The 14,108-nt window shown below is 40.3% G+C and carries 6 protein-coding genes; 4 read left to right on the top strand and 2 right to left on the bottom strand.

What is annotated here, in order from left to right; translation table 11 throughout:
• Positions 1-2 precede the first annotated feature (2 nt).
• Entirely contained in the window at positions 3-1,997 is a 1,995-nt protein-coding gene (locus M2265_RS17605; protein ID WP_132769660.1) for a RagB/SusD family nutrient uptake outer membrane protein, read from the top strand.
• A gap of 289 nt (positions 1,998-2,286) precedes the next feature.
• On the opposite strand, the gene M2265_RS17600 is transcribed toward M2265_RS17605, so the two are convergent.
• Together M2265_RS17600 and M2265_RS17595 are read right to left on the bottom strand one after the other, a co-directional pair.
• Positions 2,287-3,006 carry a YoaK family protein gene (locus M2265_RS17600; protein ID WP_132769662.1) on the bottom strand — a complete coding sequence of 240 codons (720 nt, stop codon included), beginning with the start codon at positions 3,004-3,006 and terminating at the stop codon, positions 2,287-2,289.
• Positions 3,007-3,176: 170 nt separating this feature from the next.
• Positions 3,177-7,256, bottom strand: a complete 4,080-nt coding sequence (locus M2265_RS17595) for a hybrid sensor histidine kinase/response regulator transcription factor (RefSeq protein ID WP_132769663.1) — start codon at positions 7,254-7,256, stop codon at positions 3,177-3,179.
• A 333-nt stretch (positions 7,257-7,589) separates the two neighbouring features.
• Here M2265_RS17595 and M2265_RS17590 point away from each other — a divergent pair, with 333 nt between their 5' ends.
• The 3 genes from M2265_RS17590 to M2265_RS17580 all read left to right on the top strand — a co-directional run bounded on the left by M2265_RS17590 (position 7,590) and on the right by M2265_RS17580 (position 14,076).
• Positions 7,590-10,793: a SusC/RagA family TonB-linked outer membrane protein gene (locus M2265_RS17590; RefSeq protein ID WP_206368566.1), complete on the top strand. Its 3,204-nt coding sequence runs from the start codon at positions 7,590-7,592 to the stop codon at positions 10,791-10,793.
• A gap of 118 nt (positions 10,794-10,911) precedes the next feature.
• The gene (locus M2265_RS17585) at positions 10,912-12,840 is read left to right on the top strand and encodes a RagB/SusD family nutrient uptake outer membrane protein (protein ID WP_132769665.1); all 1,929 of its coding nucleotides are present in this window, start codon (positions 10,912-10,914) and stop codon (positions 12,838-12,840) included.
• Between the two features lie 39 nt (positions 12,841-12,879).
• Positions 12,880-14,076, top strand: a complete 1,197-nt coding sequence (locus M2265_RS17580; protein ID WP_165905873.1) for a DUF5000 domain-containing lipoprotein — start codon at positions 12,880-12,882, stop codon at positions 14,074-14,076.
• Positions 14,077-14,108 lie beyond the last annotated feature (32 nt).

The following is a 14,108-nucleotide window of genomic DNA, read 5'->3' as shown; positions in this document are numbered from 1 at the left end:
TAATGAAAAAGAGCTATATAAATAAGATACAACAACTCTGCGCAGCGGTACTTGCCTTTAGTACATTATTATCCTGTAATAAATATTTGGATAGAGCACCTTTGTCCGATGTAACACCCTCAGAGTACTTAAATACAGAAGCTGATCTCGCTGCATATACCATTACCCGTTACAATTTTCCAACACATGGAGGTTGGGGATTGGGTACATTTGCTAATGATAACGGGACAGACAATCAAGTAACTTCGGGCTATGCGACACGTTGGGTACCCGGCGAATGGCGGGTAGGCGCTACAGGTGGAGACTGGGATTTTACGAATATCCGTCAGGTCAATTATTTCATCGAATCGGTAGTTCCCAAATGGAAAAGTAACAGCATAACGGGCAATAAGCTCAATATTGAGCATTATATCGGTGAAGCCTATTTCTTACGGGCTTACGAATACTTCAACAAAGTACAGGCATTGGGAGATTTCCCCATCTTAAAAAATACCGTAAAAGATAACCTGGAGGAATTAACCGTTATTTCCACTCGTAAACCCCGAAATGAAGTTGCCCGTTTTATCATCGCAGATCTGGATTCTGCGGCTACTTTACTCAGTGCAACAACTGCTTCCGGGAAAACTCGGATCACCAAAAATGCTGCACTATTGTTAAAATCCCGTGTGGCACTACATGAAGCCACCTGGTTGAAATACCATAAAGGAACAGCTTTAGTACCCGGCGGACCAGGATGGCCAGGAGCAAAATCAAATCCTAATTTCGCCATGAACATCGATCAGGAAATCGATTACTTCCTGACACAGGCCATAGCGTCTGCGCAGTTGGTAGCAGATGGAGTAGCTTTAGTTAACAATACAAAAGATAATGGCTTTAACTCATCCAATAATCCTTATTTCAAAATGTTTGGAGATTTTGACCTAAATGCCTATAGTGAAGTGCTTCTTTGGAGACAGTATAGCCTACCTTTGAATGTTACACATGCTGTCAATCATTACATGAACAGAAATGCAGGGAATTCGGGTTATGCAAAAGGATTAGTCGAAAACTTTACCATGGCAAACGGATTACCGATTTATGCAGCAAATTCAGGATATAAAGGCGATAATTTAATCAGCGATGTAAAAATTGACCGCGATAACCGTTTACAGATCTTTATGAAAGCTCCGGGAGAGCTAAGCTATACCGATCGAAAGAATACCAATGGGCAAGATATCGCAGAGGGAAAACCGGATATTTTGGGTATTGCTGAAACTCGATATGTAACAGGTTATGCCCTTAAGAAAGGATTCAATTACCTGATTGCACAATCCGAAGGTGCAACAAGCACCACCGGTTCTATTGTATTCAGAGCCGTTGAAGCTTACTTAAATTATATCGAAGCCAGTTACCTTAAAAATGGTTCGGTCAATGCTAAGGCGCGGGCATACTGGACGCAAATCAGGGAGCGTGCTGGAGTCAACACCGACTATATGAATACGGTCAATAATACCGATATGAATATGGAAGCAAAAGGTGATTTCGGGGCCTATTCTGCCGGACAATTATTATCGGATAAAGTTTTATATAATATCCGGAGAGAAAGACGCCTGGAATTAGTTGCTGAGGGCATGCGCTTTGCAGATCTAAAACGCTGGAGAGCATTAGACCAACTTGCGGCAAAACCTTATATTGTTGAAGGCATGAAAATATGGGGACCTATGCAAGAATGGTATAAAGATGAAAAAGGAGTTTCATCGTTGATACAGCCAAATACTGCAGGAAAAACAGCCAATGTTTCCCTGCAGTCTGAAAGCAATTATCTTAGACCTTACCGCATCAACTTAGCGGCAACCAATTTAGTCCTCGACGGGTATAAATGGATCAGTGCACATTATTTAAATCCAATTGCCATGAGCCACTTTACCATAACTTCACCAGACGGTTCACCCGAATCTTCAAGCATATACCAAAATCCAGGCTGGCCATTAATGGCTAATCAAGGAGCAACAAATTAAGCATACTGAAGTACCGTACTGCATACCAGCAGTATGGTACTTTTTTTATACAGAAACATTCTGAAAGAAAAAAGAACAATAGATCACTCCATCTTGCCGGACCAAGAACTCTATTATGTATATACAGAATATTTTAGAAAACAACTTAGGCAAACACCTGTCGGCACTCGAATTGTCTCTTATTGGAGCGGATGGGAAGAGGTCTCCAATAAGTTTTGATCTCGAACATACTGCATGTAGAGGTTTACTCAACTTTTGAAAAAAAATCATTTAGGCTGCATTTGTTTATTTAATCATGGCTTCCCAGCTTTTTTCTTCTGAACCGGTAATATCCCAAAAGGATGCGGTCAAAATAAAGTGCAATCAATAATATGAGTATAGGTAAAAGCAACGTTTTTCGGTCAAACCATACATATAAAAATGCTCCTATAATTCCACCAAGGAAAAATCCACCAATAATGATTACCTTGAGTCCAATAGCCCCCCTCAGAAGTTTCCGCTCATTACTTTTTTTGTAAAAAATCATTTGCGATAATTCTATACCTAGATCAGTAAACAGTCCCGTCAGATGAGTCGTACGTACCACAGAACCTGATATCTTTGTGACAAGCGCATTCTGCAAACCCATCGCGACCAATAATAAACAAGATAGCCAAACTGAGTAATCATGTAAACAGAAAGTAACAACTGCAAGAAGAGAAATTTCAATAACAAGAGGTAATGTGTAAGAAAAATGAACAGTATCTTTAGAAGTCATTTCTAAGGTTGTATTTGCCAGGAAAGCACCAAGGAAAAATGAAATCACATAGAGTATGCTCAAGAAAGCTAACCCATAGTTATTCCGAAAAAGCTCTTCAGAAAAAAAGGCAAAGTGCCCTGTTACATTTGTCGTCAATGTCCTAAAAGAAAGAACTCCTACAATATTCACTACACCAGAAACTACGGACAATAATGCTGCCAGCTGCACATTGTGTACAAAATTCCGTCCCTTATCTCGATGTCTAAACATGATGATCAATCCACATTGTAAAGATACAAAAAATCAATCTCAGCAAAAGAAATGTGATTTATCTTTAAATAGTTACTTAACAGACTTACTTCATAACCTACTTAGCTGAATACATAAACTTTTGATGGCCCTTATATTTCCACAATCAATCTTTCTCATCGGCACAGATCTTAATGAGTCAGTAGTCCATCTAGCGCATAGGATTTCTTTAAATGAGGATAGCGTTTTCGATATTCTGATGGGGTACAACCAAAAAGCTTCGTAAACTGTTGCCTAAAATGCTTAACATCTCGAAAACCAACTTGATAAGCAGATTCATTTACATTCGCTTTAGTCGTAATTAAAATTTGTGCAGCTCTACGAAGTCGGATGTACCGAATAAATTCGTTAGCAGATTTTCCTGATATCGCTTTAATTTGTCTATAGAGATTCGAATGGCTCATCCCCATGGTTTCGGCGAGCACTTTTACCGTAAAATCTTCTTCCAACAAGTGTGCTTCAACCGCTTGGATCACTTTCTCCAAAAACTCTTTATATTCAACCGGAATTTTGTGGTCATTCGATTGCAACGTTATATGGCTATGGAAGTATTCATGCAGACGATTCCTATTTTGAATCAGATTATCCACACGTGCCATCAGCATGTCTTTATCAAACGGTTTAGTAATATAATCATCAGCCCCCCCTTCAATCCCCTTCAACTTTATTTCGGATGAGGAACTTGCCGTCAAAAGAATTAAAGGGATATGACTCCACTGATTACTTTTCTTAATTTTATGACAGAGATCAATCCCCGAACCTCCCTCCATCATAATATCACTGATGATGATATGCGGTTCTATTTTTTGTAAAATTGCAACAGCCTGCTCCCCATTTTCAGCCTGCACGACATAAAACCTATCTTGAAACAGTTTATAGATATAATTTCGAATATCAGCATGATCATCCACCAATAGTATGATTTCTCGTTCTATCGAAATTGATGTATCTGATCCCTCGAGATAATGACTATTTTTACGGTCGGCCTTTTCTGCCATAACCGGATCGTTTAGCCCCATCGTTTCCCGAGAAGAAAAAGCACTATTGGAAACTTCTAAAATATGATCCTCATCATTAAGAATAGCATGCTGTGGCAGGTCAACACAAAAAGTCATGCCTCGATCAGCATTGGGGTAATAGCTGATTTCACCCTGATGTATTTCCACAAATTTTTTGACTAAAAATAAGCCTATTCCAAAACCTTCCTTTACCGTATTGGAAGAAGAGAAGTCACGCTGAAACGGTTTAAAGATATCTTCCTTCAGCAGAGTCGGAGTACCGTTACCCGAATCCGATATTTCAATGCGAATACCTGTGACCGTACTATTCATATGCACGGTCACCATACCCCCACCTTGTGTATATTTTAGGGCATTCTGCAATAGATTAAAAAAACAGATTTCCAATTTTTCAAAATCTCCATAACATGGATAAGCCTCGATATCAGTTTTCAACGTATAGCTTATATTTTGCGAATGTGCGATTTGCCGAAAACACAGAAAAACTTCCTGAACCAAATGCACGATATCCAGAGGAACAAGAGATAGTTCATCAAAGTTTCCTTCGGATTTTCTGAAGAGCAATAATTTATCGACCAGATTCAGCAATCTCTTGGAATGACGATATACGTCCTGAAGTTCTTCGTAATCTGTTACACGATCTTCACTATCCTTCAGCAATTCTTTAATTGGATTTATAATAAGAGTAAGCGGCGTACGTATTTCGTGCACGATATGCGTAAAAAATGTGACCTTCTTCTCTGTAAGTTCATTTTCTTTATCACGTTCAAACTCAGCGGCCTTCAATTTCGTTAATAATAAAGCTCGATGTCGTACATACAGAAAATAAAGATACAGTGCAGCGACAACACACATTCCATAACCTGTATAAGCCCAGCCTGTACGCCACCATGGAGGCAAGATTTGAATCACAATAGTACGCTCACTAGGATTCCACTCACCATTTGCATTCGTCGATTTAATTCTTAGCGTATAAATTCCTTCTTTAAGGTGCGAATAATATGCTGATCGCTGTTTATCCACATAATTCCAATCCTTATCCCATCCTTCAAGAAAGTATGCATATTTAATCCGATCTGAAAAACTATAATCTAATGCGGCAAATGAAAAGGACAATACCGCCTGATTGTAAGGGATGGTCAATTTGCTAATGGCATTGAGAGGACCTGTGCCATAACGTTTATCAGTACCATACGGATTATTATTAATCTGGAGTTGTGTCAATTTAAGTGCAGGAAAAACAGTATGGACTAAAAGGTCACGCGACTGAAACAAATTGAATCCCCGAATGCCTCCAAACACCAAATGTCCATCAGACAATTTCAGCGCGGCATTGTAATTAAATTGATTGCTTTGCAATCCATCAGATGTATAGAAATTTTGGAATGAGCGCACTTTGGTATCAAATTTTGATAGCCCATGATAAGTCGATATCCACAAATTGCCAAAATCATCATTAAGTGCGTTTAATAAAGTATTACTTGGCAATCCCTCTTTCTCTGTATACGTTTTAGATTGACCCGTCGCTATATTAAAGTAACGTAGTCCTCCCCCTTCCGTACCTATCCATAAATGATGACGATCAGCCTTCTTGATAAACCGGACAGGTGTGCCCACTGCATATGTTTTAAAGCGCCTTGTTTTCAGATCCAAGCGGATCAATTCAGACCAAGATCCCATCCAGAGGATATCTTCCTTTTCTTCAAAAAACGTCAGCACATCATATATCGGTAAGTTTAAAGGTTTAAACTGATCTTCCGCTACATCAAAAAGATAGACCACTCCTCCGCCCAAAGTCGATGCCCAGATTCGTTTTCGGCTATCTTTAAACAAGCGCCAAGCTGCTGCATTTACATATTCGGTTTGGGGATAATAGCAGGTATAGGATTTGATCTGACCGCTAGTCATATCTAATTTAAAAATACCAGAATCATAAGTCCCGATCCATAATTGATGATGATCATCCTGAATAAGTCCCGTGACAAATGCGCGCTCTGATAATAGTCGGGAAGTATTGGGATATGGTACAAAGACTTTCTGTTTTAAATTCCACTTCAATAAGCCAGAACCATCCGTACCGACCCAAATATGATCATTATCCGCTTGCTCTAGCACAGAAATAAAATCTCGGGAACTTACCTTCTTATCCGGTGAATGATGTTTTACCAATTGAAATTTACCCTTCTGCGGATCGATCACATTCACTCCACCGCGTATCGTACCTAGCCATTTCCGACGCTCATTATCTTCATAAATAGCAACAACAGCATTACCGGTTAGTTGTTTTTCATCAAAACCCGTATTCTTTTCGATTTTTTTGGTATCCACATTAATCTTCTGAATGCCATCACCATCGGTACATACCCAAATTTTACGATCCTGACCAAAATATAGATTAACAATCCGCTTATTACTTAAGCCATTTACAAAACTGTAGTACTGAAAGGCATTAGTCTGCCAATCATAGTAAGTGACCGACCAACCATTTGAAAACCAGACCCCCCCATCACTAGAAGCAGTCATCAATGTTGCGTTAAAATCTCCCTGTACAAGAACTTGAATGCAGTTGTTTTTACGGTCATATATCGCTAATCCCACCCCATGTATCATCAACATTAATCTTCCATCGAAAGTTTTACAGATCGAACTTACACTGTACGCTTGATCAATTACTTTTCCTGAAATATATAAAGGGACAGTATGTGCTTTAAGACCTTTTGCGGTGTTCTTGATCGTCAATAAACCCGCTTTTCCGGAGGTAGCAAAGAGTTGACCATCGTTATCTTTCTCGAGCTGATGGATGGAAAAATCAATAGGTTGCATTTCCAAATCGCCTTTAACCAGATCTGCCCGAGTAAAATGATTGCGATCCATGTCAAAAACCCCCAATCCGCCTTTGGTTGCAATATAGAGATTACCAGTTTGATCTTCAAGAATATCGGTGATGCGATTGTCGGGAAGCGATTTATTCTCTAATGGATTATTTTTAAAGATTTTAAATTCATAGCCATCAAAACGATTGAGGCCATTGAAAGTTCCAAACCACATAAATCCATCTTTATCTTGATAAATATCGGTCACAAAATCATTGGACAAGCCATGATCGATCCCCAGATATTCGATGGATGACTGCGCTCGTATATCAAAACATAGCAATAAAAAAATAAGAAGGCATAATAGATTGTACCTCATAATTATTGGCGTAAATGATTGGTTTGTATAGCTATAAATCTATGTAAAAAGCAGACTTTTTACAAGTGTTAAATTAACATTTAATAGTTGTAAAACCAATTTTGCCTGTGTTTTACAGAAATAGGTCTCCCTTGTCTTCTAAACAGCTAAAAAAACCATTTAGCACGAAATATTGAGGTAGAGAAAATCTTCACATTAAAATCTCAACACTCCAATTATGCTGATTTTCCCCCTTATTTTTGACCAAATCCCCCCCAATTTAATCAAAAGATAGTTGCGATAATTGTACATCGAGTAAAAATACTCACCAATTTATAACCAAACTAATTATTAATGAAAAGAGGTAAAGTGCTTAAAAAGCGTCTTGGAATTTGGATATTTCTAATGACGTTAAGCTGCTATGTTGCCACAGCTCAACAAGTCCGTGTGACGGGAAAGGTCTCGGGTAGTGGCACCCCAATACAAGGGGTTACTGTAGGAGTTCTAGGTAGCGAATCAAAAATACTGACAGATGCACAGGGGATGTATGCTATAAGTGCCAGTAAAACCGCAACCTTGGTTTTTACAAGTGTAGGCTATACACGTCAAGAAATAGCATTAGCAGAAAAAAAAGTTGAATCCAATAATACCATCTTACTGGATGTCATACTTCAGATGAATGAGAATGTGATAGAAGATGTAGTTGTCACCGGTTTTGGGCAACGCGAAAAAAGAACATCCGTTGTGGGTTCAGTAACGACGATTAACCCAAAAGAATTAAAAGGGCCAACGAGTAATCTGACGACCATGCTAGCAGGACGTGTAGCTGGTATGATTGCATTTCAGCGCAGTGGAGAACCCGGATCTGATAATGCCAATTTTTTTATCAGAGGGCTGGGTACATTTGGTACCGGTAAACAAGATCCGCTGATCTTGATAGATAATGTCGAATCATCCCCAACCGATATGGCACGTTTACAACCGGACGACATTGCCAGCTTTTCAGTCCTACGTGATGCCAATGCCGCCGCGATGTATGGCGCGCGCGGTGCGAATGGTGTCGTACTGATCACCACAAAACTAGGCTCCGAAGGAAAAACAAAATTTGAATTTCGTTCAGAAAACAACATTTCCACCAACACCAGAAATTTTCAGTTTGCCGATAACATTCGGTATATGGAAATGGCCAATGAAGCTTATCTGACACGACCTGCAGATGCTTCGAGCGGCCAGGGATTGCCCTATTGGCAAAGTAAAATCGATCATACCCGCGCTGGAGATAACCCGCTATTTTATCCTAATAATAATTGGATTGATCAGCTGATCAAAGATTATACCCTCAATCAGCGAAACAATTTAAATATTTCAGGAGGCGGTGCCAAAGCAAGGTATTACTTAGCAGGAACTTACAATATCGACAACGGAATTCTGAAGGTTGATGGCATCAACAATTTCAATAACAACATTAAATTGAAAAATTATTCAGTCCGTTCCAATGTCGACATCAACTTTACTCCGAGTACTACAGGAATTGTACGGGTCTACGCCCAATTTGATGATTATAATGGCCCTATAGGTGGTTTGGACGAGAATAACAACCGTATCAATGGTGGTGCCGTCACCTTTAGACGTGCAATATGGTCAAACCCCGTAATGTTTCCAGCGCTATATCCATCTTCGTATATGCCTTACATGAACCATCCCCTATTTGGCAATGCACTAAATCGAAACGGAGGTCTGTTTGTGAATCCTTATGCCGAAATGGTACGTGGCTATCAGGAATTCAACACCTCGACCATTATGCCACAGATTGAATTACGTCAAGACTTAAGTGCTATCGTACCGGGTCTGAACTTAACGGCTATGACCTACTTAAAACGATACGCTTATTTTGAAGTGAGCAGAAGGTACAATCCATTTTATTACTCGGCATCATCAAATGCTGATGGCGACCTGACACTGCGTGTCATGAACGACGGCTCTCAAGGTTCAATAGGCCCTGTTGGAACAGAATATCTCGATTACTCGGAATCTGACAAAGAGGTCAATTCCATGTTTTATGCGCATGCTATTGCCAATTACAACCGCGGATTTGGCAAGCATAATGTCGGAGCCACCCTAATTGGATTGCTTCAAAATTCATTAAGTGGCAATGCCGGATCGCTACAACTGTCTTTACCAGCGCGTAATATCGGTCTTTCTGGTAGATTTACCTACAATTTTGATGATCGTTATATTGCCGAATTTAATTTCGGTTATAATGGATCCGAGCGATTTGCAAAAGCAAGACGCATGGGTTTCTTCCCTTCCTTTGGTCTATCTTATAATATTTCAAACGAGTCGTTCTTTGAGCCACTCCGTGACGTGGTCAATAAATTCAAACTACGTGCTACGCATGGATACTCCGGAAATGATCAGATCGGTAGAGCACAGGATCGTTTCTTCTATCTTTCAGAAGTTAACATGAATGCCGGTGAAATTTCTTTCGGAGAACTGGGGGGCTATAACAGACCTACTATTGCGATCAACCGATATGCCAATGAAGCCATCACATGGGAAAGATCTCGCCAGACCAACTTCGGGATGGATCTGAGTCTATTTAATGCAATTGAATTAAATATTGACATTTATAAACAAATCCGCAGCAATATACTCACAAATCGGTCTTATATCCCTAGCACAATGGGCCTAAGAGCCCCTATCGTGGCAAATACTAATAAAGCAGAAAGCAAAGGTATGGATCTGACATTGAGCTATAATAAAAACTTTATGAACGGTTGGTATCTTCAGGGAAGAAGCACATTAACCTATGCCGTCAGTAAACGCTTGATCGTTGATGAACCGGCTTATCAAGAGCCTGGACGCTATACCGTCGGAACCTCCGCCTCACAAGAATTCGGATATATAGCTGAAAGACTCTTTGTTGACGATCAGGAAGTATTAAATTCTCCCGTTCAATTTGGCAAACCTGGTATTGATTATTTAGGGGGTGATATCAAATACAGAGACATCAATGGCGATGGCCAAATTACCGATTTAGATCGTGTAGCCATTGGCTACCCAACCACACCCGAACTGATTTATGGGTTTGGAGGTACAGTGGGCGGTAAAGGACTCGATTTCAGTTTCTATTTTCAAGGTTCAGCAAGATCTTCATTCTTTATCAATCCTGAAAACATCTCTCCCTTCTATCTCAACGGAGGTTCTCAAAATGGACTTCTAAGCGTAATCGCTGATAGCTACTGGAGTGAAGAAAACCGAGATCTATATGCTTTCTGGCCAAGATTAAGTGAAAATATTGTTGCCAACAACAACCAAAGATCCACATGGTGGATGCGTAATGGATCATTCTTAAGATTAAAAACTGTTGAAATCGGCTATACTTTCAAAGAAAGTTTAATGAATAGACTTAAAGCAAAAAATCTGCGGATTTATGCCAATGGAATGAATCTATTTTCGATCAGTTCCTTTAAAATGTGGGACGTAGAAATGGGTGGACGAGGTATCGGCTATCCGATTCAAGCCACCTATAATATTGGCTTACAGCTTGGTTTTTAAACATTACAAAATGATAAAACGCTCATGAACTGCAGCACAGGATTCCATCATTTGAACCCTGCGCAATCATATCGATTGCAGACAAGCAACTCATGATTATTTATAAAAAATTATCCAAATGAAAAATTTAAAGATAAAAAAGATAAAACGCTACCTCATTTATCTATCCGTTAGTACCATCGGTTTTTCCGCATGTGCAGATTATATTGATGTCGTTCCCGACAATGTCGCGACTATAGACAATGCATTTTCATTGCGTAACGAAGCTGAAAAATTCTTATTTACCTGCTATGCATGGCTACCCAACAATGCCGATGCGCAGAGCAATACCGGTTTTTTAGCAGGCGATGAAGTATGGATTCCTGTCGCGCAACGCGAGATCTATCCAGCCAATAATTGGCGGATTGCACGCGGAGGACAAAATGTAAATGCCCCATTAGTAGATACCTGGCGCAGCGGCATGTGGACCGCTATCCGTGATTGCAATATCTTTTTAGAAAATGTTTCTAACACATCGAAAGTACCCGATTTATCCAGTGAAGATCGTTCGAGATGGATTGGAGAAGTCATGTTTTTAAAAGCCTACTACCACTATATCTTGATGCGCCAATATGGCCCAATACCCTTGGCACGTACCAATACTCCTTTGGATGCAAACCAGCAAGAAGTTCGGGTAACACAACGACCTGTCGACGAAGTCGTGAACTACATCGTATCGTTATTAGATTCGGCTTCAAACAGTGCTGTTCCCTTGATCATTCCAGATCAGGCATCTGAATTAGGCCGGGTCACTAAGCCCATTATTCAAGCGGTAAAAGCAGAAGTTTTGTTAACCGCTGCCAGTCCCTTATTCAATGGTAATTCAGATTTTCAGGCGGTCCGCAACAAGGATGGAGAACCTCTTTTTAATCCCGTATATGATGCCTCCAAATGGACACGTGCCGCTGAAGCGGCCAAAGCCGCAATTACAGCAGCAGAATCAGCCGGCACCACATTTTTCCCATTTCGCAAAACGGAATATGGACAATTTAAGATGAGTGATGAAACCGCACAAATATTAGGTATAAACTTAGGTTTCAATGAGCGCTGGTCCTCTGAGCACATCTGGGCAAATCCTAATTATCAAGCTTGGAATATCCAGCGTGATGCCATGCCATTACTCACCATTGATGCTGTAGTAGGTACTGCAAGACAGCATTTAAGTGCCCCGATCAAAATTGCCGAAATGTTTTACACCAAAAATGGCGTACCCATCAATGAAGATAAAACCTTAGACTTTACCAACAGGTTTACCTTAAGAACAGCTAAGAATGAAGAACGCTTTCATATTAAAGAAGGTTATACGACAGCTCGGTTAAATTATGACCGTGAATCACGATTTTATGCATCATTAGGTTTTGATGGCGGTATCTGGTTTAAATTTGACACCAAGAGCTTATCCGATGAAGACACCTATTATGTACAGGCAAAACTCAATCAACCTGCAGGCGCAAATAATCATGGATGGATCAATGAAACAGGGTATTTCTTAAAAAAACTGGTCAATTGGGAACAGGCTTTTGCCAGCAGTGGCGTGAGTTACAAATCATACCCTTGGCCAACGATCCGTTTGAGTGATATCTACCTGATGTATGCCGAGGCCTTAAATGAAGCCAATGGACCATCTACAGAAGTCTACACATATCTGGACCGCATCCGTGAACGTGCAGGATTGGCCGGTATCGTCGAATCCTGGAGTTCATTTTCAACCAATCCCAGCAAACCAAATACGAAAGATGGTCTACGCGAAATCATTCAGCGTGAACGCATGATCGAATTGGTATTTGAAGGAAAGCGCTATTGGGATCTCCGCCGTTGGAAATTGGCGGTTAATTATTTCAACCAAAATATCACGGGATGGAGTGTTAACCAAGAAGTGACCAGTGATTACTACCGCTTACGCACGCTGTATGCACAAACATTCGTTGCACCACGTGATTACTTTTGGCCGATCGCACAAGGAGAATTAACCGTAAACCCTTCACTGATGCAAAATTTGGGTTGGTAGCCCTTATTTCATTATAGATGATACAAGATAATTATGAACATGAATCAAACAAAACTGTATATATTCACATTACTCATGCTGATAGCAGCATTGAGTAGTTGCAAGGAGGAGTTTAAGACTGCTCAGGTAACCAATGCTACTGCTCCACAACCTGTAAGCAATGTCCAGGTCGAAAATTTACCGGGAGCAGCCCGTCTCCATTACACACTTCCCAAAGATCAGGATCTGCTTTATGTACGCGCGACATACACTTTGGCATCTGGTCAAGAAATGGAGGTAAAATCATCCTATTACAACAACTCGTTGCTTGTAGAAGGATTTGCGGATATGAAACCTCATGATATTAAACTCTCTACCGTAAACCGCAGCGAAATTAGCTCAACACCGGTAACCATCCCGGTCACTCCATTGGAAAATCCGATCTGGGATACTTTTCGAAGTTTAGAAGCAATTGGAGCCTTCGGCGGAATACGGATCACTGCAGATAATGAAGAGGAAAAAAATCTGACCATTATGGTCATGGTGGATTCCTTAGGCGAGTGGGTTCCATCTGTAGACAATATTTATACATCGACAAAACAGATCAATAGAACCATTCGCGGATTTGCCCCTAATCCGAAACAATTTGCGATCACCATACGCGATAAGTACATGAATTTTACGGATACCATGGTGACCACCATTACACCCCTATTCGAAACTGCATTGCCAAAATCCCGTTATAATGCCATTAGTTTACCTACTGATGCTAAACAACAATATGCGTCGACAGGATTATCAAAAATGTGGGATAACGACATCATCAATTGGCCCAATATCTCACTCACTGACGTCACGATCAATGGTCCGCAATGGATCACTTTTGATACAGGAACTTTAGCCAAAATGAGTCGGATCGTCATCTGGAATTATCCGGAATACACCAATAATGGCCGGATGTATTACTATGGTGGAAATGTAAAAACTTTCGAAATCTGGGGTTCAGACAATCCTCCTTCAGATGGCAGTTGGAATAATTGGAAACTACTCGGAAACTTTGAAAGCAAAAAGCCTTCTGGATTACCGATGGGCCAGCAGACCGATGAAGACTACCAACTCGCCAATTCGGGACTTAGTTTCGATTTTGATGTCAGTGCTCCAAAGGTGCGCTATCTCCGCATAAAAACTTCAAAAAACTGGCAAGGTTCTTCATTTATGGCAATCGCAGAAGTTCAGGTATATGGAGACCCACGCTAACGGGGACCACCATTTATTTTTAAGACAAAAAT

The sequence above is a fragment of the Sphingobacterium kitahiroshimense genome (assembly GCF_025961315.1).
Taxonomy (GTDB): domain Bacteria; phylum Bacteroidota; class Bacteroidia; order Sphingobacteriales; family Sphingobacteriaceae; genus Sphingobacterium; species Sphingobacterium anhuiense.
Note: the sequence above shows the minus strand (reverse complement) of the source record. Positions and strands in the feature narration are given on the sequence as shown.

Coding starts and splice junctions, on each gene's coding strand:
- M2265_RS17585 (WP_132769665.1), top strand. CDS start 10,912: ATGAAAAATTTAAAGATAAAAAAGATAAAACGCTACCTCATTTATCTA.
- M2265_RS17595 (WP_132769663.1), bottom strand. CDS start 7,256: ATGAGGTACAATCTATTATGCCTTCTTATTTTTTTATTGCTATGTTTT.
- M2265_RS17580 (WP_165905873.1), top strand. CDS start 12,880: ATGAATCAAACAAAACTGTATATATTCACATTACTCATGCTGATAGCA.
- M2265_RS17600 (WP_132769662.1), bottom strand. CDS start 3,006: ATGTTTAGACATCGAGATAAGGGACGGAATTTTGTACACAATGTGCAG.
- M2265_RS17590 (WP_206368566.1), top strand. CDS start 7,590: ATGAAAAGAGGTAAAGTGCTTAAAAAGCGTCTTGGAATTTGGATATTT.
- M2265_RS17605 (WP_132769660.1), top strand. CDS start 3: ATGAAAAAGAGCTATATAAATAAGATACAACAACTCTGCGCAGCGGTA.